At 34.1% G+C, this 25537-nt stretch carries 20 protein-coding genes; 13 read left to right on the plus strand and 7 right to left on the minus strand.

Features of this window, described 5'->3' with window-relative positions; genetic code table 11:
• The first annotated feature begins 7 nt into the window (after positions 1-7).
• Together HM982_RS10715 and HM982_RS10720 are read left to right on the plus strand one after the other, a co-directional pair.
• Positions 8-610: a carboxymuconolactone decarboxylase family protein gene (locus HM982_RS10715; RefSeq protein ID WP_179353161.1), complete on the plus strand. Its 603-nt coding sequence runs from the start codon at positions 8-10 to the stop codon at positions 608-610.
• A gap of 18 nt (positions 611-628) precedes the next feature.
• Positions 629-1402 carry a toxin-antitoxin system YwqK family antitoxin gene (locus HM982_RS10720; RefSeq protein ID WP_179353162.1) on the plus strand — a complete coding sequence of 258 codons (774 nt, stop codon included), beginning with the start codon at positions 629-631 and terminating at the stop codon, positions 1400-1402.
• Positions 1403-1408: 6 nt separating this feature from the next.
• On the opposite strand, the gene HM982_RS10725 is transcribed toward HM982_RS10720, so the two are convergent.
• From HM982_RS10725 to rsmI, 4 genes are all read right to left on the minus strand, one after another.
• Positions 1409-1978 carry a uracil-DNA glycosylase family protein gene (locus tag HM982_RS10725; RefSeq protein WP_179353163.1) on the minus strand — a complete coding sequence of 190 codons (570 nt, stop codon included), beginning with the start codon at positions 1976-1978 and terminating at the stop codon, positions 1409-1411.
• A 3-nt stretch (positions 1979-1981) separates the two neighbouring features.
• Positions 1982-3343, minus strand: a complete 1362-nt coding sequence (locus tag HM982_RS10730) for a dihydrolipoyl dehydrogenase family protein (protein ID WP_179353164.1) — start codon at positions 3341-3343, stop codon at positions 1982-1984.
• A 127-nt stretch (positions 3344-3470) separates the two neighbouring features.
• Positions 3471-3815 (minus strand): HopJ type III effector protein, encoded by a 345-nt coding sequence (locus HM982_RS10735; RefSeq protein ID WP_179353165.1) that lies wholly within the window; start codon positions 3813-3815, stop codon positions 3471-3473.
• 4 nt (positions 3816-3819) lie between these two features.
• A complete protein-coding gene (gene rsmI / locus HM982_RS10740; protein WP_179353166.1) occupies positions 3820-4494 on the minus strand; it encodes a 16S rRNA (cytidine(1402)-2'-O)-methyltransferase in 675 nt (224 codons plus the stop codon).
• Between the two features lie 172 nt (positions 4495-4666).
• Here rsmI and HM982_RS10745 point away from each other — a divergent pair, with 172 nt between their 5' ends.
• Positions 4667-8053 (plus strand): DUF7933 domain-containing protein, encoded by a 3387-nt coding sequence (locus tag HM982_RS10745; protein WP_179353167.1) that lies wholly within the window; start codon positions 4667-4669, stop codon positions 8051-8053.
• Positions 8054-8079: 26 nt separating this feature from the next.
• Here the strand turns inward: HM982_RS10745 and HM982_RS10750 are convergent, their stop codons facing one another.
• Positions 8080-8436, minus strand: coding sequence for a DoxX family protein (locus HM982_RS10750; protein ID WP_179353168.1), 357 nt, complete (start codon positions 8434-8436; stop codon positions 8080-8082).
• Complete coding sequence (locus tag HM982_RS10755; protein ID WP_179353169.1) at positions 8436-9233, minus strand: hypothetical protein; 798 nt, start codon at positions 9231-9233, stop codon at positions 8436-8438. Before HM982_RS10755 ends, HM982_RS10750 begins: the two co-directional genes overlap by 1 nt.
• Positions 9234-9437: 204 nt before the next feature.
• On the opposite strand from HM982_RS10755, the gene HM982_RS10760 reads away from it, so the two are divergent.
• From HM982_RS10760 to HM982_RS10800, 9 genes are all read left to right on the plus strand, one after another.
• The gene (locus HM982_RS10760) at positions 9438-10085 is read left to right on the plus strand and encodes a thymidine kinase (protein ID WP_179353170.1); all 648 of its coding nucleotides are present in this window, start codon (positions 9438-9440) and stop codon (positions 10083-10085) included.
• Complete coding sequence (gene alr, locus HM982_RS10765) at positions 10078-11187, plus strand: alanine racemase (RefSeq protein ID WP_179353171.1); 1110 nt, start codon at positions 10078-10080, stop codon at positions 11185-11187. The genes HM982_RS10760 and alr overlap by 8 nt, the downstream gene beginning before the upstream one ends.
• Before the next feature lie 77 nt (positions 11188-11264).
• A complete protein-coding gene (mscL, locus tag HM982_RS10770; protein WP_179353172.1) occupies positions 11265-11666 on the plus strand; it encodes a large conductance mechanosensitive channel protein MscL in 402 nt (133 codons plus the stop codon).
• 281 nt (positions 11667-11947) lie between these two features.
• Positions 11948-12937, plus strand: coding sequence for an aspartate-semialdehyde dehydrogenase (locus tag HM982_RS10775; RefSeq protein ID WP_179353173.1), 990 nt, complete (start codon positions 11948-11950; stop codon positions 12935-12937).
• A gap of 190 nt (positions 12938-13127) precedes the next feature.
• A complete protein-coding gene (locus HM982_RS10780; RefSeq protein WP_179353174.1) occupies positions 13128-15284 on the plus strand; it encodes a prolyl oligopeptidase family serine peptidase in 2157 nt (718 codons plus the stop codon).
• Between the two features lie 45 nt (positions 15285-15329).
• Positions 15330-17396 (plus strand): HAD family hydrolase, encoded by a 2067-nt coding sequence (locus HM982_RS10785; protein ID WP_179353175.1) that lies wholly within the window; start codon positions 15330-15332, stop codon positions 17394-17396.
• Positions 17397-17544: 148 nt separating this feature from the next.
• Complete coding sequence (locus HM982_RS10790) at positions 17545-18612, plus strand: SO2930 family diheme c-type cytochrome (protein WP_179353176.1); 1068 nt, start codon at positions 17545-17547, stop codon at positions 18610-18612.
• A gap of 10 nt (positions 18613-18622) precedes the next feature.
• Positions 18623-21097: an FG-GAP-like repeat-containing protein gene (locus HM982_RS10795; RefSeq protein WP_179353177.1), complete on the plus strand. Its 2475-nt coding sequence runs from the start codon at positions 18623-18625 to the stop codon at positions 21095-21097.
• A gap of 86 nt (positions 21098-21183) precedes the next feature.
• Positions 21184-22098 (plus strand): ABC transporter ATP-binding protein, encoded by a 915-nt coding sequence (locus HM982_RS10800; RefSeq protein WP_179353178.1) that lies wholly within the window; start codon positions 21184-21186, stop codon positions 22096-22098.
• Here HM982_RS10800 and HM982_RS10805 read toward each other — a convergent pair.
• The gene (locus tag HM982_RS10805; RefSeq protein ID WP_179353179.1) at positions 22077-23087 is read right to left on the minus strand and encodes a helix-turn-helix transcriptional regulator; all 1011 of its coding nucleotides are present in this window, start codon (positions 23085-23087) and stop codon (positions 22077-22079) included. The two genes, HM982_RS10800 and HM982_RS10805, sit on opposite strands and share 22 nt — an antisense overlap.
• Before the next feature lie 872 nt (positions 23088-23959).
• Here HM982_RS10805 and HM982_RS10810 point away from each other — a divergent pair.
• Positions 23960-24493, plus strand: coding sequence for a hypothetical protein (locus HM982_RS10810; protein WP_179353180.1), 534 nt, complete (start codon positions 23960-23962; stop codon positions 24491-24493).
• Positions 24494-25537: the final 1044 nt, after the last annotated feature.

Below are 25537 nucleotides of genomic sequence, written 5' to 3' on the forward strand. Positions count from 1 at the left end.
AATAACTATGGCATTAGTCAACCCTTTGTCTGCAGAACACGATTTAGAAACTCAGGAATTAGCAAAATTTTTTAATGAAACCCTTGGGTTTTGTCCAAATTCGGTATTGACCATGCAGCACCGGCCAGCAATTAGTATGGCGTTTATTAACTTAAATAAAGCCGTGATGGCTAATGAAGGTCGCGTGACCTCAGCCTTAAAACGCATGATTGCTTGGGTGAGTAGTAATGCAACCGGTTGTCGTTATTGCCAGGCGCATGCCATTAGAGCAGCGGAACGCTATGGTGCAGAACAAGAGCAGTTAGATAACATTTGGGAGTATAAAACCCATGCTGCATTTTCTGAAGCCGAACGTGCAGCACTTGATTTTAGCTTAGCAGCTAGTCAAATACCAAATGCAGTAAATGCGGAAATTAAAGAACGCTTATACCAACATTGGGATGAAGGTGAAATTGTAGAAATGTTAGGTGTCATTTCATTATTTGGTTATTTAAACCGTTGGAATGATTCTATGGGAACAACTATGGAAAGTGGAGCGATTGAAAGTGGCAATCAATTTTTAGGAAAACATGGTTTTGTGGTTGGGAAGCATGATGGGTCGTTGTATTAATTCAAAATTAATTTTATAATGAAACTATTAAAATTCACTTTCCTTATAGCAATAAACACCTTATTTTTACTTGGATGTAAATCTTCTGAAAAAGATAAAAGTGAGGACTCTTTTACTTTTGTTGGAAGAAACGCTTACACTATAAATTACTACAATGGTTTAGAATACTATAGATTAAATGAAACCCAAAAATTCATGGATGGCTATTATGTTGTTGGTGATAAAATGTCTAAATGGGAAGAATTTGAATTTAAAGAAGGTTTGTTAAATGGTGATTATATTGTGTTTCATCCCAATGGTGAAATTTTTTCTCACACGCTATACGCTAATGGCAAAAAACATGGTGACGAACTATTGTATTATCCTGATGGTGTTTTAAATAGTAAAAAGACGTATCAAAATGATGTTTTAGTTGGAAGTACTTATTCTTATTTTCAAAGTGGAAATGTACAATCCGAATCTAAAATTGAAGATGGAGAATCTATAGAGACACAGTATTTTGATTTATTAGGAAATATTGTTTCTCAACGTTTTATTAAAGACAGCAGAACAATTACACAAAAGATTGTAGAAGGAAAGATATACTCTGAAATGGTGTCCTCTAATTATGATGATTACGAAACTATAAAGTTTTTCAATGACGATGGAAGCACAAAAATATACTTACAAAGAAAAGAAGAAAAAGAAAGCTTCTACATCATAGAACTCGATGAAAATGGCGATGAAATTTTAAAAGTAGATGTCAAAGCAAATCCAGATGCTGCCATGAAGTATTATCCGTATTTTAATTAATCAAACTTATATTAATTCTTTAACCTTCTTCCTCAACTCAGGCACTACCAATTCTTCAAACCAAGGATTCTTACTACGCCAAAAGCGATTGGTTGGTGACGGATGTGGAATGGGGAAATACTTAGGCAAATACGCCTTGTAGTCTCCAACAGTTTCCGTCAACGTTCGTTTAGCTTTACCTTTTAAATAATAGTTTTGCGCATAAGCACCTATTAAAATAATCAACTTCACATTTGGCATTTTATCTAATAATTGCTCATGCCATTTTGGGGCACATTCTGGTCGTGGCGGTAAATCGCCAGTTTTCGCTTTTCCAGGGTAACAAAATCCCATAGGCATAATCGCGAAATTTTTGGTATCATAGAATTGGGCTTCCGTCACATTGAGCCATTGTCGTAATCGTTTTCCGCTTTGGTCGTCCCAAGGAATACCAGAAGCGTGGACTTTTGTCCCTGGTGCCTGTCCTATAATTACAATTTTAGAATGTATGTTTGAGGTGACTACAGGTCTTGGACCTAAAGGCAAATGGGCTTTACAAAGTGTACATTGGCTAATGGTGTATAGTAATTCCTTCATATACTAATCCTCATCCTTCAACATGCTTTTTAAGTCGTTGGTATAAGATGGGTACGTAAATATTTCCTTTTTAAAATCAGCAACGGTCATCTCTTTGTTTATGGCCATTGTAAATATATTAATCGTTTCATTGGCTTGCGAACCTAATAAATGTGCACCTACAATTTTATCGGTACGGTCGTTGACTAAAATTTTATACGCATAAGCTTCAGCATTTTCTCTTTGGGCATTATACCAACTTGATGCATCACCTTTATAAACCTTTACATTTTTATAGCGGCTTTGCGCTTCTTCTTCAGAATAACCTACACTAGCTATTTGCGGTTTTGTAAACACTACAGAAGGAACTAAGGGACTTTCAAATGCTTTTGAGTTTCCATTAACCATATTATGACCCGCAATATAGCCTTGTAAGCCAGAAAGTGGTGTTAAAGGTAGAGATTTACTAGATACATCGCCACAAGCATAAACATTTTCATGACTAGTACTTTGCATAAAATCATTGACGAGTATACCAGATTCATCAGCGTTGATATTTGCTTTTTCCAAATCTAATTTATCTATTGCTGGCACACGACCTGCGGTATTAAAGATTTTTTTTGCTTTAATCTTCTTGGTTTCGCCATCAATTTCAACACTTAATTTGAGCTTTTTCTTGCCTTTTTTTATTTGCTTAGGTGTTGCGTTGAAAATAAATGTAACGCCACGATTTTCTAATACCTCAACCAATTTTTCAACCAAAAAGGCATCGAAAGGTGCTAAGGCACGTTCACCAACTTCAATCATGGTAACATCGCATCCCATTGTAGAAAGCAGGTAGCAGAATTCCATACCAACATATCCTGAGCCTATAAATATCGCGGATTTCGGGATTTTTTTCAAGTTAAGAATAGCGTCGCTTGTTTTTAATAAATCAGCCCCTTTAAACTCTAATGTTCGTGGTAAATACCCCGTAGCAATCACAAATTTATCAGCGGTAATAGTTTTGCCTTCCACCATAATTTCAGTTTCACTGATGAATTTTGGCGATTGATGATATAAATCGATACCTGAGTCTACTAGGTTTTCTTCTGTCTCTGATGGGACCGGCTTAGTAAATGTCTTTTTAAATTTCTGTACTGCTTTCCACTTAATTTTAGGTGATTTTTTGACTCCTAAACCTTTAAGCTGATTTGAATTTTGCATTAAGTCGGCAAACTGTATCAGTACTTTTTTGGGATCGCAACCTCTCGTGGCACAAGTACCTCCAAATTCTCTTTGGTCTGCAATAGCAACGGTTTGACCTGCTTCAACACAAACCTCAGCAGCCGTTTGTCCTGCAATTCCACTTCCAATGATAAATACGTCGTAATGTTTCGTTTTCATAATTCTAATATTGAACTAGTAAATTATGAAATCTAATTAAGGTTCAGTAATGCTGTTGCTTCAAAGATTAACCCAATCACAAAAGGATGATATTTTGTTCATTTGCGATATTGAAGATGTTCATCGATTATTTTTTAATTAAAGGAAAGGTTTCAAAATGCAAGCCTTCAAAACCTGTTTTCATAAAATTTCTAATGTTCTGATGTCCTATTCCATCAGGATGAATTAAAACATTTTTAAAATAATGAGCTCCAAAACACGCTAGAGTGTCTTCTTTTGTTAAGTTTTGATTTACTGCAAAGGCAAATAATTTACAAGAGCCTAAATTTTGATCTGCAGCATTTTCTAAAGTGCCATTGGTGAAAGCTGTTGGTATAAATTGGTAATTAGCTTCTATGACAGCCATGGTCTCAGAAAAATCAATCTGCATTGGGTGTGATTTAAGCTTAACTAAAAAATCGTTTAAGGTCATACTACTATTTATGTTTGCCGTCAACCACAATAACAATCTCACCCTTTGGTGATTTATTGGTGTAGTGTTCAAAAACTTCTTTGGCTGTCCCTCTAATGGTTTCTTCGTAGAGTTTGGTAATTTCTCTTGAGACAGAGACCAATCTATCGTCTCCAAAATACTCACAGAAATGACCTAACGTTTTTACCAACTTGTGTGGACTTTCGTAAAAAATAATGGTTCTCGTTTCTTCGGCAAGTAACAATAAGCGGGTTTGACGCCCTTTTTTAACAGGTAAAAAGCCTTCAAACACAAACTTATCATTTGGCAAGCCACTATTAACTAATGCCGGAACAAAAGCGGTTGCTCCCGGTAAGCAATCCACTTCGATATTATGCTCAACACAAGCCCTTACCAACAAAAAACCTGGGTCAGAAATGGCAGGCGTACCAGCATCACTAATCACAGCAATGGTTAAACCTGATTTTAGTTTTTCAATTAAACCATCGACCGTTTTGTGCTCATTGTGCATGTGATGGCTTTGCATTTGTGTGGTAATTTCAAAATGCTTCAAAAGCTTCCCTGAAGTTCTCGTGTCTTCGGCTAAAATTAAATCTACTTCCTTTAAAACTTCAACAGCTCTAAACGTCATGTCTTTTAAATTTCCTATAGGTGTTGGTACAAGATAAAGTTTACTCATGGATGGCAATTTCTTTTCAAATTTACAATGTTTCTTATTATATACTATCTAACCAAACATCATATTTAACATGTTTTTCGTAAATTCGATACTTTACTAGGAAAAACACCTCTTAACTTGTTTTATTATAGAAAAACAGAATTTCATATCGCATTAATTAAAACTGCAATTTATGATAGGAAAACAAGTTTACCTGTTGTTTTTATTTCTAATAAGTTTACAAATATATGGACAAACAACAGATTTGTCTATTTCTGTTGAAGCTCAAAACTTGAATGGAACAGCCATTTCTCAAGTCGATATTTATGAAGATTTTCAGTATTTAGTTACTGTTTTAAATTCTGGAAACTCGGTTGAAAACACTACGCTTTCTATAAATTTTGATGCCGATTTAAGCATCAATTCTTACAATTCGCAAAACAATACGTCTGGTGCTTCTGATATTTCTAATATTAGCATTACGGATAATATTCTAACAGCTTCTATAGCTAACATGCCCAATAATTCTAGTGTAGAATTACTTATTTTGGTTACTGCACCAACAAGTATAGGAGGAATCACAGCAAATGGAACCGTAAATCCGCCTGATAACATACAAGACACCAACACAAGTAATAATCAAGCTATTATATCTATAGATGTGTTAGACGTTCCTATTGATTTTTCAATAACACATACGCAAATTCAGCCTACTGAAGGAACGGCAATTGCTGCTTGGGGAGACTCCGTAACTTACCAGTTTACCATCACTAATACTAGTGCTATTGATTTTCCGTTATCATATATTGAAGGGCTTTTAAGTTTAAGTTCGCCTTATGATAATGGGCAACCGTTAGTTCAATTTATAGCGCTTGAATGTATAGCAACAACGAATGGCACTATTTGTCCGGATTTAACAAATTTCACAGGAAATTCTACGTCTATTCAGTCCTCAAGTACAATCTTCTTGTTTGGTAACCCTGTTGAAATCACCGCAGGCGGAAGTATCACTTTTGAAATGACTTACCAATACACCAACTTTACTTGTTCGCCAGACCCTATGCCGATTACTGTAGATAGCCAAATTTCTGTAGCCTATAATACGTCTAGCTTAACAACTATAGATTCTAATAGCGTTACTACAGATTTACTTTTAGCCGAGCTTTGCCAAGAAACTGATATTTGTATCGAAACGGTACAAACTAATCCTGATATTTCAGAGGTAATAGATTATGAACAAGACATCACCTTTGAGACTACCATTTGTAATAATGGCCCTTCTGCAGCACCTATGCGCTTCTTTTTTCAAAATTTATCAACTTTAACTTGGGATATTAGTGCCATCAACTGTTTAGCAACTACAGGCGCCGTAAGCTGTAATGATTTTTCACTGAGCAACAATGGACAGATTTGGGTGAGCACTGATTTTATTTTAGAGCCCAATACTACCATAACTATTGAAACCGTGCTGAGTTATTTTGAACCTGAATGTGGCGTAAACCATAATGAGGTTGTGGCCCAAATAAGAAGTGCTACAAATATTTTAGACAATCAGATTATAGATACCAATCCCGATAATAATTACTTTACCAACTCAGTAGTACTACCTGCTGTAGAACCATGTGATGCCTATGATTTACAAGTTAGTAAAACGCAAACAAATCCGGAATTACCAATTGGAATCTCAGAAGACATCACTGCTCCTTGGGGCTTGGTAACTTATGACGTAACTGTTACCAATGTTGGAGATGAAGATGCTATAATTATTTTAGATGATTTTATGTCGCTTCCTAATGATAGCAACGCTTCTTTATCTGCTGTTTTACTCAATGTTGAGTGTATTGAAACCACAGGAACTGCAACTTGTTTCAATATCCAAAACGCTAATATTGGTGTACCTGTAGATGGCATTATAGAAAATGGCGAACCCGATATCTTTTGGCAAATTACAGCTGAAGACAATTGGGAATTACCAGCAAATAGTTCTGTAAGTTTTAATCTTACTATAGATTGGACTCCCGAATGCTCTACCGACCCAATGATTGGGCTTAATGCCGTGGAAGTTAGTTATGCTAATGATTTAATAGATAGCACCCCCCAAAATAACACAGCTTCTTTAAGGACTTATTTTGCGCCTTGTATAGATTTGGTAGTGCAAACCTATCCTGAATTTTCTCAAGTAAACACCAATCAAACCTTCAATTGGATTGTAGACATTAGCAATAGCAGTACAAGTTCTGACGCGATTGATGTTCTTTTTGAAAACACTGTTAATCCTGTTTTTACTATTGTTGGAAATCCTATTTGCACGGTAACTTCAGGAAGTGCGACTTGCATGACAAATTTTAATAGTACTGATAATTTTATAACAGGAACTATCCCAAGCATGGCAGCAGGTTCATCCGTTAGAATTAGTATTCCGGTTATGGCGCCAAGTTTTGGAGGTGCTTTTAATAATATTGCTGAAGCGATTCCTGATGCTGCTAACAATGAAGAATTAACACCAGACTCTAATATTTCAATCAATAGCATTCAGATTATTGCGCCTACACTTCAAAAATCATTTACGCCAAATATTATTGTTGAAGGTGAAGAAAGTGAATTACTATTTACAGTGTATAATTTAGCGTCTAATCCTAATCAAACTAATATTTCATTTTTAGATAATTTACCTAGTGGCATACTACTTTCTGGTACTCTCAGCTGGATTGAAGCCAATGGTTGTACTGCCACTTTTATAGGCACTATTGATGATGCTTTTGTTGGGTTAGAAAACTTAGTATTTCCTGAAGGTGTTGCTAGTTGTTCTTTTTCGGTTATGGTAACTTCTAACACGCCAGGAATTTATCTAAATAATTTTCAAAACTTTAGCAATAATAACAATATAGACACGTCCCAAACCAGTGCCACATTAGAAGTCATTATTGATACCTCTAATGTTGATATTGAAATTACTAAAACTGTTTCTCCTTCTGAAGCTGTTATGGGGCAGGATGTTGATTTTACCATTACAGCAACCAATTTAGGCACAACCACAGCGACGCTAATTGAAGTGATAGACAATTTACCTCAAGGCTATCAATTTTTTTCTGCACAAACAAGTTTTGGTGTTTTTGACGAGACTACTTTTATCTGGAATATTCCTAACCTTAATCCCAATGCTTTTGAAACCTTAACTATAACGGCACGTGTTATTGCTTCAAGTAATTTAACTAATGTTGCATTATTAAATAGCGTTAACGAAGTTGATAGAGACCTTAGTAATAATGAAGATTCTGCCACGGTAGAAATTTCAAATTGTTTAATGATTCCTGAAGGGATTTCACCTAATAACGATGGAAAAAATGATGTGTTGTTTATTCCTTGTATAGAAGATTATGCAGAAAACACTCTCAAAATATACAATCGTTATGGCACACAGATCTATGAAGCTCAAAATTATTTAAATACCTGGGATGGAAAAGCAAATATGGGATTTCCTAAATCTTCAGAATTATTACCTGTAGGGACTTACTTTTATATATTAAGCATAAACAGCTTTAATGACCCTTTTGTAGGATATATATATTTGAATTATTAATTATGGCTTTCAACCCAATTTAAGAGCTAGTCTCGTAGCGTTTTGCCTAAAAAATAAGACGGAAAAATAACAAGCAGTCCGTAAAAGGAAACACCAAAAATACCATGACCTGCAAAATAGTGAGCGGTTATTGCTAAAACCAAATCGAAGAAAAAACCTGCATAAGCCCATTCTGTTAACCATTTGTTTTTTCGCCACAATACCATACCAACACCAAGGATTTTTAAAATGGCAAGCGGCAAAACAATATAGCTTGGATAGTTAAGGTTTTCAAAATAGCCCTTCATCATTTCTAAATTGAAAAAATATAGTTGTGCAGAATACAAAAAAATGAAGCACAAGGCGATAGTGCAGAACCAATATATTATTTGTTTAATTCTCATTAATTAAACTTCCCTTCAATAACTTGAAGAAAACGCGTTTCATACTCTTCTTTTCCTTCCCAATTATTATAATCGGGCTTTACCATGGTTAAAATTAAATTTTGTGCATCTTCAAAAGAGTGAGTCGTATTAACCTGAGAAATCACGCGATCATAGTCTTCATTCTTACCTTCAAAGAGGTGTTTAATGAATGCTAACTTATCATTAAGACCAATATTTAATCGTTTGCCTTTAAGTTTATCGTTGAGTGATTTTTTTTCTAAGGCTACCTCGCGCTTTTTAGCCTCTTCTATAGGTTCGAATTCTGGAATCTGATCAAAACCAGATGTAATACTTTCAAATTCATTAGATGAAGAAGGCACATCTTGTTTTTCTTCTTCTACGTTTTGTTTAACCTCTTCTTCTACTTTCTCTAATTTAGGTTCTTCCATTTCTTTTTCAGGCCCTACCTCTTCATCTTCAGGCATGTGCGCTACTAAATCTTTAATTTTAGTCATCACAGGCTCAATGATACCATCATCTTCTACCTCATCTAAATTTACATATGTGCGATCTTCAACCTCAACATTATCGCTCACTTTATTATTAAAGGCAGTATCCAACATTCCAAAAAATGAAGAATTATGGCCAATTTTAGGCATTCGATCTTCAAAGTTTTCTTGAGCAAATTTTAAAACGGTCAATTTTTCATAAAGCTTAGAGACTTCGCTATGCATTTGATCGACATCCTCTCTACCTTTCAGTTTCAGAATTCTATGCGCAATACTAACCAACTCTGATTCTAATTTCTTTTTCATTATTCTAAATTTAATAGTTTTAAAATGAAGAATTTTAAGGCTCTCCTTAATTTTTAATTAAAATAAAAAACTTTACACACTTATTAAAATCCAGCTTATAATTTCTTTATACGCTTTTAGCTTATTTTGCTTTTGATTTTTAATAAATTTGCGTGACCTTTATTAAATCGAAGCCAAACTTCGATTTAGTGCTAAAATTACAAAATGTTTCTCGAAAATACAGTAAATCAAAAAGAACAATTTGGGTGGATTGAAGTCATCTGCGGATCAATGTTCTCTGGAAAAACCGAAGAGTTAATCCGACGACTTAAACGCGCAAAATTCGCAAAACAAAGGGTAGAGATTTTTAAACCCGCTGTAGATGTGCGCTACGATGAAGAAATGGTGGTTTCTCATGATGCTAATGAAATTAGATCAACACCTGTACCTGCTGCGGCTAATATTCCGATTTTAGCCGATGGCTGCGATGTGGTGGGTATTGATGAAGCTCAATTTTTCGATGATGAAATTGTACGCATCTGCAACGACCTTGCTAATAAAGGCATCCGTGTTATTGTGGCTGGTTTAGATATGGATTTTAAAGGGAATCCGTTTGGTCCTATGCCTAATCTTATGGCGACGGCAGAATATGTTACTAAGGTTCATGCGGTCTGTACAAAAACAGGAAACTTAGCACAATTTAGTCACAGAAAAGCACTAAGTGACGACTTGGTTTTATTAGGAGAAGTTGATGAATACGAACCTTTAAGCAGAGCGGCGTATTACAAAAGCATGCAAAGAGACAAATTAAGGCAAATGAACGTGAATGACGCGAAGGAAATAGACTCTAAAGACCATAATGACGATGCCTAAAGCTCAAGAAACCGTTCTCGAAATTGATTTAAGTGCACTTACTCATAATTATAACTACCTAAAATCAAAATTACAGTCTAAAACTAAATTTTTAGCTGTAGTAAAAGCTTTTGCTTACGGAAATGATGCGGCAAAAATTGCAAGACATCTTCAAAAATTAGATGTCGATTATTTTGCTGTGGCTTACACCAAAGAAGGTGTGGCATTAAGAGACGCAGGGATTACAAAGCCTATCTTAGTCCTGCACCCTTTGGCTGTTAGTTTTAAAACACTTATTGACCGTTGCTTAGAGCCCAATATTTACAGTACTGCTATTTTAGATCAATTTATAAAAACAGCCGAAGCACAAGGTCAAAAACAGTACCCTGTTCATATAAAATTTAATACAGGCTTAAATCGATTAGGCTTTAATGAGAATGATATTGAGGCCATCGTTTCAAAACTTAAAAATACATCGGCAATTAAAGTCACTTCTATATTTTCACATTTAGCAGCTAGCGAAGATTTAAATGAGTTAGAGTTTACCCAACTTCAAATTAAAAAATTTAAAAACATCGCTGATACTTTTGAAGCACAATCAGGAGTTAAGCCATGGCTACATTTGTGTAATACTTCTGGAATTCTTAATTATCCCGAAGCACATTTAGATATGGTACGCAGTGGTATTGGTCTTTATGGCTACGGAAATTCTGATGAAGAAGATAAAAAATTAAAGCCCGTTGCGAGTTTAAAGTCTATTATTTCACAAATTCACACGATAGAAAAAGGTCAAACTGTTGGCTATAACAGGGCATATACCTCTAATAAAACAGAAAAATCGGCAACTATACCCATTGGTCATGCTGATGGTATTAGCCGTATTTATGGAAATGGCAAAGGTTTTGTCTATATTAATGACCAAAAGGCACCCATAATTGGTAATGTCTGTATGGATATGATTATGGTGAATGTTACTCATATCGATTGTAAAGAAGGAGATGAAGTTATCATCTTTAATTCAGAACATAAAGTGAGTGCTCTTGCTGAGTCGGCCGGTACAATTTCATATGAAATACTAACCGCTTTATCACAGCGTATTAAGCGCATTATCTTACCTCAATAATTTTTTTTAGATAATGTGACTTTTTTAATTAACTTGGGGTCTAAACTATAACACTAACTAAATTAAAACACTAAATTATGTTAAAAGAGTTTAAAGAATTTGCAATGAAGGGCAACCTCATTGACATTGCAGTAGGTTTTGTAATGGGTGCTGCTTTTAAAGAAGTTGTTACTGCATTTACAGGAGGAATCGTATCACCATTAATTGGTATGATATTCGATTCAGATTTTAAAGCCTTAAGATACCAATTAAAAGAGGGAACTTTAAACGATGCTGGCGAAATGGTCGGTGAAGTTTTCTTGGAGTACGGAACATTTTTAACTAATGTTATCGACTTTATTATCGTTGCATTTGTAATGTTCTTAGTTGTTAAAGGCGTTAATAACATGAAGAAAAAAGAAGAGCCTGCACCAGAAGCTCCTGCAGGACCATCAGAATTAGATATCTTAAAAGAAATCAGAGATTCATTAAAAAAATAAACACAGTTAGCATCATCGCTACACTATTATTTTTTAACCAAACCCAAACTGAAAAGTTTGGGTTTTTCTTTTTACAGAATAATAATTAAATTCCACTATTTTATCGCATTTTTAAGACCTAAATATGACATTTCCTTAAAGAAATATTATAAATTTGAGTTCGTAAACTTTTGACCTAATGAAACATCCCTAATATTAGCTAATCAATAAAAGTATCAACAGCTAAAGATGTCACATCTGAGTCCCGATAATTTCGGATTAATAACAATAAATATAAACACATGAAAGTAGCAATTGTAGGAGCAACAGGTTTGGTAGGAAATGTAATGCTCAACGTTTTAGAAGAACGTAATTTCCCTTTAGATGAATTATTATTAGTAGCTTCAGAACGTTCTGTAGGTAAAAAGATAAAATTTAAAGGCAAAGATATTGCTGTAATTAGTATTCCTAGCGCTATAGAAGCTCGTCCTGATATTGCCTTATTTTCTGCAGGTGGCAGCACCTCTTTAGAATGGGCTCCAAAATTTGCGGAAGTAGGGACTACGGTTATCGATAACTCTTCGGCTTGGCGAATGGATAATTCTAAAAAATTAGTTGTTCCAGAAATTAATGCTGGTGAGCTCTCTAAATCAGATAAAATTATTGCTAACCCAAACTGTTCTACCATACAAATGGTAATGGCATTAGCACCACTTCATAAAAAATATAAAATAAAACGTATTGTTGTTTCAACCTATCAATCTGTTTCTGGTACCGGAGTAAAAGCTGTAGAGCAGATGGAAAATGAGATTTTAGGTAAAGAAGGTGCTATGGCATACCCTTACCCAATTCATAAAAATGCCATTCCACATTGCGACGTTTTTGAAGATAATGGCTATACCAAAGAAGAAATGAAATTGGTAAACGAAACGCAAAAAATTCTAAGTGATAATACGATTGCTGTAACTGCCACTGCTGTAAGAATTCCAACCGCTGGTGGGCATAGTGAATCTGTTAATATCGAATTTGAAAATGAGTTTGACGAAAGCGATGTAAGACAACTTCTCAGTGAAACTGATGGTATTACTTTACAAGATAACCTAGATACTAACGTTTATCCAATGCCAATGTTTGCTCATGGTAAAGATGATGTTTTTGTGGGTCGTATAAGACGCGATAACTCACAAGCAAACACCATAAACATGTGGGTTGTAAGTGACAACCTTAGAAAAGGAGCTGCCACTAATACGGTTCAAATTGCTGAATATCTTGTTAAAAATGACTTAGTCTAAACCTAAGTTCTCTTTACTTCGTCTTAAAATTTCAAAATAGCGGTAAATTAATGTATTTCAACCCATTAATTAATCTGCAAGATATATCTTTGCCTATATTGGTCACTAAATTGACTTTAAATTTTTTTACGAAGTCAAATAACCTATATTTTGAAGTAAATGACGTTTTATTTTAAAACAACTTAAATCCATGAAAAAACTACTTCTTATCACTTTAGCATCATTTGCTATTGTGTCTTGTAAAAACGAAGCTGAAACATTGAAAACAATTACTGTAGATTATCCCAAAACCAATAAAATTGATACTACCGACACCTATTTTGGTGAAGTTGTAGCAGACCCTTACCGTTGGTTAGAAGACGACCGAAGTAAAGAAACCGAAGCTTGGGTAAAAGCGCAAAACGATGTTACTTTTGGGTATTTAGATACTATACCATACCGAGAAGAATTAAAAGAACGCCTTACCAAACTTTGGAATTACGAAAAAATAAGTGCCCCATTTAAAGAAGGGGATTACACCTATTTCTATAAAAATGACGGTTTGCAAAACCAATCTGTGCTTTACAGATACAAAACGGATGCTGATCCGAGTACAGCCGAAGTATTCTTAAATCCAAATACCTTTAAAGAAGATGGTACAATTTCATTAGGCGGCACCAGTTTTTCAAAAGATGGCAAAACATTAGCTTATGCTATTTCTGAAGGCGGAAGTGATTGGAGAAAAATTCTAGTCATGAATACTGAAACCACTGAAATCGTTGAAGACACTTTAATCGATATCAAATTCAGCGGTATGTCTTGGTATAAAAATGAAGGCTTCTACTACTCTAGCTACGACAAACCTGAAGGCAGTGAGTTATCTGCTAAAACAGACCAACATAAAGTATATTACCATAAATTAGGAACCAAACAAGCTGAAGATCAATTAATATTTGGTGGAACTCCAGAAGAAAAACACCGTTATATTTATGGGAGTGTAACAGAGGATGACCGCTATTTGGTGATTACACCACGCGTTTCAACTTCAGGAAACAAACTCTACATCAAAGATTTAACCATTTCAGATGCGCCATTAATTGAGATATTAGGACATACCGATTCCGATTCAAATATCATAGAAAACGTAGGTTCTAAACTTTACATCATGACGAATTTGGAAGCGCCAAACCAAAAGATTGTAACTGTTGATGCGGCTAATCCAACACCAGAAAACTGGGTCGATTTTATACCTGAAACTGAAAACGTCTTAAGTCCATCTACAGCTGGAGGTTACTTCTTTGCAAATTATATGGTTGATGCCGTTTCAAAAGTTTTACAATACGATTATGATGGAAAATTAATCCGTGAGGTCGAATTACCAGGCATAGGAAGTGCTGGTGGCTTTGGTGCTAAAAAAGAAGAAACAGAATTATACTACTCTTTTACTAATTATGTAACACCAGGTAGTATCTATAAATATGATATAGAAGAAGGGACTTCAGAATTATACAAAAAACCAAGTATCGATTTTAATCCTGAAGCTTACGAAAGCAAACAAGTATTCTTTTCCTCCAAAGACGGTACCAAAGTACCAATGATAATCACCCATAAAAAAGGATTAGAGCTTAATGGAAAAAACCCAACCATTCTTTATGGTTATGGTGGTTTTAATATTAGCTTAACCCCAAGCTTTAGTATTGCTAATGCCGTTTGGATGGAACAAGGTGGCATTTACGCGGTTCCAAACCTTAGAGGCGGTGGCGAATATGGTAAAGCATGGCACGATGCAGGTACCAAACTTCAAAAACAAAATGTATTCGATGATTTTATAGCTGCAGCAGAATATCTGATATCAGAAAACTATACCGCCTCAGATTATCTAGCGATTAGAGGTGGTTCTAATGGTGGTTTATTAGTGGGAGCAACCATGACACAGCGTCCAGAGTTAGCAAAAGTAGCACTTCCTGCGGTTGGTGTTTTAGACATGTTACGCTATCACACTTTTACAGCAGGTGCAGGTTGGGCTTACGATTATGGAACAGCTGAGGACAGCAAAGAAATGTTCGAGTATCTTAAAGGCTATTCACCTGTTCATAATGTAAAAGAAGGTGTCGCATATCCTGCAACAATGATAACTACAGGAGATCATGATGATAGAGTTGTACCAGCACACAGTTTTAAATTTGCTGCCGAGCTACAAAGCAAACAAACTGGTAATAACCCAACACTTATTAGAATAGAAACAGATGCTGGCCATGGCGCTGGTACACCTGTAAGCAAAACTATTGAACAGTATGCTGATATTTTTGGATTTACACTCTACAATATGGGATTTGAAGTTTTACCAACTAAAATTGAAGAAAAGTAAAAGGCTAACTGATTTTAAGCTATAAAACTACCTAATCAATTTATTTTGTCACTAAAACCACTTCATCAACAACTTAAAGAAAAAAGTATAAAATTTCTTTTTACAGACTATTACGATACTATAGTCCATAGAACTGTACACCCTAATTATGCACAACGTATTTGGGCAAAGTTTATGATTAGAGAATTAGGTTTACCAATTTCTATTGATGAACTTTATTTTATAAGACAATCATCTGTTAGTTACCTTATTGAAACACTCGGCAGAATAGATGCCGAAATTCCATATAAGGCATTACAAGAAGAAATCTGTAAGCGTCTTATAAATTCAGATATTATTACGATTGAAGAAAAAGCAGATGTTATAGCGCTTTTTGAAGATGCTGATGTAAAAGCAGAATCGAGTGTTCAATACTTAAATCAAGATGTGGTAGATGCTTTAAAGTATTTTAAATCAAATGGTGGAAAAGTCTATTTGGTTTCCGATTTTTACGGTTCTAAAACATTGTTTAAAAAGCTTTTAATTCATCATGGCATTATAAACCTATTTGATGCTATTTATAGCTCTGCTGAGCTAGAAAAAAGTAAACATACTGGTACTATTTATGCACCGATTTTATCTGAATTAGCTATAGATGCTAAAGAAGTGATGATGATTGGAGACAATCAGCGAAGCGATTATAATAATGCGATTAAAAACGGACTTAACGCCTACCATTTACCACATGCTAAGTATCTTAAAAAGAACAAACGCAATAATTTTGGAAATGATAAAAAACGTCTAAATCAAATTATTAACAACGTTTATAAAACCTGTAAAAAGGAAGCTATTCCTTATACAGAATACATTGTACATTATCACACTTTTGCTGAACGCTTGTACGAAACGGCAAAAAGAAAACAGATTAAGGATTTATTTTTTTTATCGCGAGAAGGTCAGTTTATTAAAAAGTTGTTTGATGCTTATCAAGCATTTTCACTTATTGATGAAAGTAAAAAAATCAACACCCATTATTTAAAAATATCGAGGCATGCAGCACTTCAAATGTCGCTTAAAGCAATAGACGTTGAACCCTTTGTTTTCCTAAGAAAAAAATACAGTGACCTTTCTATAAATGAATTTTTAATTGCGGTTAATTGTTCAGATGAATTAAGAGCACAAATCTTATTAGAACTTAAGGAAGAAGGCGAAACTGTAGTTATAGATTTCTTTAATACTTCAATTTTTGAAAACTTAAAGCAAAATAAAACCTTTAGAAACTATTACAATGCCCATAGAGAAGCAAGTCATGATGCATTTAGTGCCTACATTAATTCTTTTAATTCAGACATTGAACAAAACGGAATTCAACTTGTAGATATTGGTTGGGGCGGCACTATGCAAGAAGCTATATATGAGTTTTTCGATACTAAAATTCCTGTAACAGGCTATTATCTTGGTTTAGCTAATATCTATGATATTCAACCAAAAACTAAGCGCTATGGTCTTAACTTCTCATTATTGCCTTACACAGATTACAACGATTGTATTTTAATGGCTAACATGCAGTTATACGAACAGTTTTCGGCCGCAGACCATGGTAGTGCTTTGGGTTATAGTTTAGAGGCTGAAAATTTTTCTTTAGAATATCATAAACCTGAAGAAAAGTGGTTGTACGATAATCACATCAAAAATCATCAGGAAATAATGCTTGCGCTACAGCAAATGCTTTTAAAGGATTTAGAATCGTTGTGCTACAATTATGATACACTCCAAGATACCATTTCTAAAATGGCATTGAAAGTTGGCTTATTTCAAAACACTAAAAAATTAAAATTTTTAGAAACCTTAAGCCATGGTTTTTATCAAAATGTAGGTCATAATCAAGTTGGCATTTCTTATGAGCCTCCTAAAATTAAAAGTCCAGTAAAAAGTGTCATTAAATTTTTAATGACACCCGAAAAGTACTTTAGGTATTTAGTAAAGCTAAAACCAATGCTTTATAAAAAAAACAAGCTCATTGCATTTTTTACACCAATGTATTTAGTTTACCTCTATTTTAGAATTAATAAATACTTCAGGTTTAAAATTCTTAACCGTTATTTTTTATTGAAATTTAATGTCTTTAAATAAAACTAACGTTTAACTAGTAATATTGCTGTATTTTTATAAAATCACTTCGTTATTCATAAAAAAACTTTAGATTTAACGCTTATTCATCAAATTCAGGTAGGGCTTTGTTCAACTGAGTTGTTTAATGAGTGTAGTTTAATTGTTGTAGATGAAAAAAAAATACTTTCTGTTTTTAATTCCTGTTTTGTTTATACTTTCTTGTGCTAAAGATGATGGTTTATCACCAGCTACAACTGTGCGCTACGAATTAGAGCAAATGCCTTTTCAATCCCTAACAGATTACCAATTTTTTGAAGGTGACTTAAAAAATCTAGAACCTACATTTGGTGTTATTCCTTATACACTAAACGCCACTTTATTTAGTGATTATGCACAAAAAAAACGATTTATCTGGATGCCAGACAACCAGAAAGCTTCCTTTACAAATGAAAACGATATTTTAAATTTTCCGGTAGGCACTATATTAATAAAAAGCTTCTACTACAATAATGTCCTTCCAGAAAACGATACAAGGCATATTGAAACAAGGCTAATGATTAGAAAACAAGAGGGTTGGGTTTTTGCAAATTATGTATGGAACAGTGAACAGTCCGATGCTTTTTTAGATCTAAACGGAAGCTTTGTAGATATACAATGGCAACAGAATGAAACCTTAAAATCGGTACAATACAGAATTCCATCAGATGCCGAATGCCACACCTGCCATAAAGTGATGGAAATAGCAAAACCCATTGGTCCTAAACCAAGAAACCTCAATTTAACCTACACTTATAATGAAGGGACAGCAAACCAATTAGACAAATTAGTTAGTGTTGGCTATTTAGAAAACACACTTCCGACTAACATCACAAAAACACCAAACTATAATGATACTAATGAATCTTTAGAGTTAAGAACACGAGCCTATTTAGACATTAATTGCGCACATTGCCATTCCGAAGAAACCCATTGTTCGTATAGACCGTTACGACTCGATTTTACTTCAACTGAAAACCCAATAAATATGGGCGTTTGTGTTGATCCAGATACAGATTTAGGGCTTGGACTCGGACCAATTGTAAAGCCTGGTGACCCCAGAAATTCTGTTTTACACTTTAGGCTAAGTTCTATAGAACCCTCAAACAGAATGCCTCTATTATCACGTAACATTGTTCACACAGAAGGTGTTGAGCTCATTGAAGCATGGATAAATAATTTAAACACAAATTGTAACTAAACCAATTAATATGAAAAGACTATTACGCCTTACAGTACTTTTAATTTTTGTTTGCACATTAAGTTTTGCTCAACAACTAAATGAGCAAGCGAATTGGCCTAATAGTCAGTGGACGCTTTCAGGAAATTATAATGCGGCCTATTTTTTTGAAGACCCAACAACATCTTCAAGTGGGTCATTTTCGTTTGATGACAACCTCGCAGGAAGTACTTCTAATAATATAATTGCTGCAGAATCACCAATTATTAACCTTAGTGCTGCCTATAACGCTAATGAAACTCAAATAACAGTTGTATTTCCCTATGTCTTAAATATTTGGCAGACAGAAACGCTTCATCTTCAATATTGGGATAATAGCGCTAATGAATGGTTAGAATGGGGAAACGCACTTGATGAAAATACGACCACAACAACAGTCAACTTCTGTTCAGGTACCTCAACTAACTACAGTAGCAATGGCTTAGATATTGCTTCATTTTCAAATGAACAATTAACCGGGTTTAAGTACCGTATTATCTATAACGATAATGGCTCTTATGGCTGGGGATTTTGTGTGAATTCACCAATAATTAGTTCAAGTCCTCCACCTGCTTGCTCTAATGTAACTGCATTGGCTATTAATAATATTAATGCGGTAAGTGCAACAGTAAACTGGACTGCTGGTAGTTCAGAAACCTCATGGGAAGTTACTGTTTTACTACCTTCTGATGGTGTACCAACCACTACAAATACGACAACAACAAATACGTATAATTTTACAGACCTTACCCCAGAAACGTACTATATTGTTTATGTAAGAGCTAATTGTAATGATGGTGGCTACAGCAATTGGGCAAGCCAAGGATTTACAACAGGGATTGATATCTCTGGTTATCCTGTAACGTTTACAACAAACCCTATAAATACTACTGGCAATTATGATAGTGCTCTGGTTGATTTGAATGGTGATTTTTTAGATGATGTCGTTTCTGTTAGTGCTAATAATTTAAACGTACATTATCAATTAACTTCTGGTGGTTTTAACATCGTTAATATACCAACAACGGTTGTAAGTAATCCGCCAAGTTGGAGTTTAGCCGCAGGTGATTTTGATAGTAACGGCTATAATGACCTTGTTTATGGTGGTCAAAATGGCGTTACATTTATGAAAGCAAATAGTACAGGTACAGCATATACTGAAATATCAGGTTCCGATTATGTGTTTTCTCAACGTACAAATTTTGTAGATATTAATAATGATGGCCATTTAGACGCCTTTGTTTGTCATGATGTTCAGGCTAATGTTTATTATATGAATGATGGCTCTGGTGATTTAACATTTTACCAAGGACAAAGTACAGAATTGCCAAATGGTATTGGTCTAGTACCTGGAGGAGGTAATTACGGTACCGTTTGGATAGATTTTGATAATGATCATGATATGGATTTATTTATCGCAAAATGTAGAGGTTATTCAACCATAAGTATCAATGAGTTGTGGAGAAACGATGGTGACGGTGTCTTTGTAAACATTGCGGATAGTAATGGTTGGCACAATAGCAACTATCCAGGTGTAGGTCATAATAACTCTTCTAATTTGGGTGACTTAGTGCAAACTTGGTCTTCTGCCTGGGCAGATTTTGATAATGATGGCTATATGGATGTTTATGTTGGAGCTAGTAGTACTGTAGATGGTGACTCTAAACTTATGCGTAATAATGGCGATGGCACATTTACAGACGTAACCGCTGGTTCTGGTGTTTTAGACGCACAATTAGGAATTGAAAATGCACCTGCCGATTTTGATAATGATGGTTATGTAGATATTCTAAGTAATGGGGATATTTTATTTAATAATGGCGATTTTACGTTTACAAATCACAGTACTAACATGCCACCTAGTGGCGCTATTGGAGATACAAATAATGATGGCTTTTTAGATATCTTTAGGAGTGGCAATATTTATTTAAATAATACCAATGCTAATAATTGGATTAAAATTAATACAGTCGGAACCGCTAGTAATAGTAATGGTATTGGAGCTAGAGTAGAAATACTCACACCATCCGGAACACAAATACGAGATGTTAGAAGTGGTGAAGGTTTTGAATACATGAGCTCATTAAATACACATTTCGGTATCGGTACAGACACTAATATTAACAGCATAACTATTTATTGGCCATCTGGCACAATAGATACAATTCTAAATCCTGATATAAATACGACACATAATATTACTGAAGGTACTACATTAAGTATTGAAGACGAAACTTTAAGCGATGTGTCTATTTATCCTAATCCGGTTGAAGCTGAATTAAACATAAAAACAACGGCTCATCTTAATGATAAAGTGGCAACAATTTTTGATGTTAACGGCAAAAAAATACACAGCATGAAACTACAATCAAATACTATTGAAGTTTCTAACTTAGCAAGTGGTGTTTACTTTTTAAGATTAGAATCTGAAGGAAAAACTATGAAACGAAAGTTTATTAAAAAATAATTATCTTAATAAAAATGTTGAAAAACCATTTGAGAAATCAGATGGTTTTTTTGTTTAATTTATTTTTGAAATAGTATGTTTGTAATATGCTTCAAGTAAAAAACCTCACTTTCGGATACAAAAAAACTAAGGTTCTAAAATCTATAGATTTTACTGTTGAAACAGGAGAAAATCTAGCTGTAATTGGCGAAAGCGGTTCCGGAAAAAGCACTTTATTAAAATTAATCTACGGTGAGCACGACCTAAAGCAAGGTCAGATTTTTTGGAAAGACGAAGAAATTTTAGGTCCGGAATACAATTTAGTGGTTGGTTACGATTTTATGAAATATGTAAGTCAAGAATTCGACTTAATGCCAGTAACAACAGTCGCAGAAAATATTAGTAAGTTTTTATCGCGTTTTTATCCTGAAGAAAGCCAAAGACGAACCAAAGAACTTATTGAAGTAGTAGAGCTTGAAGAGTTTGCCAATACTAAAGTGAAATTTTTAAGTGGCGGACAAAAACAACGCGTTGCCATAGCTAGAGCATTAGCAAAACAACCCGAAATACTATTATTAGACGAGCCTTTTAGCCATATTGATAATTTTCAGAAACAAGGTTTACGACGTAATGTATTTAATTATCTAAAAAATAATAAAATCACCTGTATTGTTGCCACTCACGATAGAAATGACGTCCTCGGATTTGCCGATCAAATTATGGTACTCAACGATACTAAAATCATCGCAAAAGACCAACCTCAAAATTTATATAAGAACCCCCAATTACCATTAATCGCTTCGTTTTTCGGTGAGTTCAACGTCATTGAACCTTATGGTATTGTGTATGCTCACCAGCTTCAAATTGTAGAAAAATCGAATCTTAAAGCGATAGTAAATCGTGCATATTTTAATGGAAATGTATGGCTTATAGAAGCGTTTTATAATTCCGAAAAAATATTTATTCAACATCATACAGAATTAGATAAAGATTCAGAAATCTACTTTTCTGTCGTTTCGTAATGCTTTACAGCAGTTTTTAATTTATTAAGCATTCTATTTCGAAGTTTAAGGGGCTTTAAAACTTCAATAGTATCTCCAAATCCTAGAATAAGGCGTTCTAATTCAAAATTAATTTGTACAAAAATATTGAAAATTACACCTTCATTCGTCTTTTCAATAATACGCTGTGTCGTATGAAATGGCTTTGTAATTACATAAGGAGCATTTTTATGATCTATTTTAAACTGAACCCGTTCTGCTCTAGAATTGGAAACTGTAACTCCAATGACCGCTTTGTAATAGTCATCACCATCAACCTCAAAATCTTCATAAACTTCATTGTTTAGCTTTACAATATCACTAATTCTATCTAAAGCTAAAGTTATAAATTTCCCGTTTTGACTTGCCAATAAAAACCATCGATTATTAAATTCTTTAAGTAATTGTGGATGCACTTTCATCACACTCGCTTTACTTGCTTTAAACGATTGATAAGACACTTCAATGACTTTCTTATTTTGAATAGCATCGTATAAAACATCTATATAATTAAGACCTTTTAGCTGTTCGTTTTTATCTAAATGAATGATCGCGCGTTTATCTTTTTGTGATGAGTAAACGGAGTCTTCTAGACGTTGTAAAACACCATCCATTTCTTTAAATAGCGAAAAATCTTTAAATTGCCTTAGTAACTGAATCGCTTCATTCATTACTTTGATATCCTTATCTGTCACAGGAATATTAATAATGCTATAATCAGCGTCCTCATACTTATAAAACTTACGGTCGTAAACTACAATTGGGGCATTGTAACCCAATTTATCACTTCGCATCATTTGTAAATCTAATTGCACAGTACGTTTGCTAACATTAATATCTTTGCCTTCGTATTCGTAAAGCGCATCAGAAACCGCTTCTATTAAATCATTAAGCGTCCATTGTCTAAACTGATTTTGAAGGCATTTATCAATGGTTTTATATCTAATTAATGCGTTTTTGTTTACTGCCATAGGACTTAGTTTTTAAAACAAAAGACCTATCAGGTTTGTAAAACCTTGCAGGTCTAAAACATTAAATTTAAACTAAAAAAACAATACGTTAAAGAACCGCGTAGTTACTAAAACTTTTCATTTCAAAAAAAATGACCATATTTGCACCAAGAAACAAAGAAAAAAACAACCTATGACAATACAAAATTTACATAATCGGATGCTGAAAAAGCTATTTCTGTAGTGTAGAGAAATAGGTAAAACTAAAAATAGTCAAGTTTAAAAAGCATCCTCATAAAAAAGGATGCTTTTTTTATTAATTTTTTTCAAGTTGATAATTATGCATGTCTAAAACGCAAATAACTACACTTCAATTTATTATATAATCTGCCATTTGCGGACTCGAATCCCCTATTCCAAAAACAATATAATATTCTGATTGTCAACTAAATAAATTAAATTATTATTTGGATAGTTCAAAAATATCACTTTATATTTGCATCGCAATGTCATGCTGAGCGCAGTCGAAGCACAACCAAAACAGAAGTTGAATTAAAAATTAGAATCTATGAGTTTATTTATAACATATCAAAACGATCCAAAAGGAATTCTGCCTTTTGTGATGCTTCGTGATTATCGTTAGATAAACTTTTCAAACTTATAAATGAGAAATCCGAAGCCAGTTAAATACTGTTTCGGATTTTTTTTATTCTGCATTAATTTCAGAATCTCACAATTAGCATTTCTGCTAAACATCTTTCCACAAACAGTAATTATAAAAATCGAATCTCAATGTCATGCTGAGCGTAGTCTAAGCATTTCAGTTCTAAAGAAACTAATAATTATAAAAAGATCCTGAAAATTCTAAAACGTTGGGACAGGACAAAAAAACAATGAACACCAATTTATTAAACAGTTATGTACTAAAAGCCATAGATGCTTATCCATACGAACTAGAAGAAACTGTAGAAAATCTAAACTACGCCTTATCCTACGAAGCTAACAATGCGTATGCTTTGTATTTAATGGGACGTTTACAAGCCGAACAATTTGGCGATTACGAAAAAGCCAAGGAGTATTATGCAGAGGCTTTGGCTAATAAACTAGATTTTCACAAGGTGTATTCGCACTACATTTTAGTGTTGATATGGAACGAAGATTATAAAGAAGCTCAAAAGCTAATCGACTTTGCCTTTACTGTAAAAGGACTGAACAAAGGAGAGGTTTATATGTTTCAAGGGCAATTATTTGAAAACCTTCAAGCCTATAAAAAAGCTATAAAAGCACTAAAAAAGGCTAAAATTTTTGGATATAACGATGGATTTATCTGTACTGTAGATTCTGAAATTAAAAGAATTAAGAACAAAATGAAACCAAAAAAGCCTAAAAAAGCGAAGTTCAAGAAGAAACAAAAGAAGAAAAATTGAAACTAACCCAACCTATAAAGTCAAGAGGTATTATTGGTTAACTAAAAACGTTTATACGTAACAAGCAAGAATTCAAAAACCAAAGATTTTCGACAAAAAAGTAAAAACTGAAGTCCCCTATCAATTCCTAGAACTGAACGTCAAGGTGCAGAATAGATGAAGAAAAGCTTCGAAATCAGGAGAACGAAGTTCGACGCGAAGTTTTCAAATCGGTTTCAGTTTGAAAAACTGAAAATTCCTTGGCTTGACCGTGATTTTTTTGCTTGGTTTATCCTGAGCGTAGTCGAAGGGTTTTGCATCAAGGCAAAATGAACGTAAACAAAAATTTACAAAATATTCTTTACTACGCAAAAACATTGCGCAATAGCATAAAATATTTGCAGTGTAATTAATAAGAAGTCTATTTGGAATCAGACTTTTTGAAGTAGCGCTCTGCTAGAAAAAGGAATCTAGCAGAGCTTAATAAAAGTTCATTAACATAAAAACTGGGAAGATAACGATTGGCTGTTTACTCGCTTTGGGTGCGAGAGGATGCAGGTTCGAAATGTATTGCATTCACGAATACCAAATCATAAAAATTTAAAAGCATGAGTAATCCTGCTTCTCAGACTTAGATTCCTGCTTTCGCAGGAAATAATATCAAGCAAGTCTAGTTACGTGTTTCAGTATAGCACTATTGTATAAATCCTTACCAATTGGTATGAGGTTTTTATATCCAACTTGACTTGATACCAACGGGTTATTTGGTAAATAATAACCACCACATCTATGTACACAGGTTCGAATCCTGTCTTCTCTAACGGGAAGTAGCTAAGTTCGGTTAAGCAGTAGATCCAATATGTAGGTTCGAGTCCTACCAAATCGAGATTCGGTTTGTGGCGGAATTGGTAGACGCGCTGTATTTCGGTTACAGTTTGAAATGGACTCATAATCCATATCCAAGAGCTGGTTATCTCACAAAACTAACCACCAAGTGTGTCGCACTTTAAATGGCAAAAACAAAGTGAACTAAAACTCGCAAAAGCAACGTGTTGTAATTGTAGT

Source organism: Winogradskyella vidalii (assembly GCF_013403955.1).
In the GTDB taxonomy this organism is placed as follows: Bacteria; Bacteroidota; Bacteroidia; order Flavobacteriales; family Flavobacteriaceae; genus Winogradskyella; species Winogradskyella vidalii.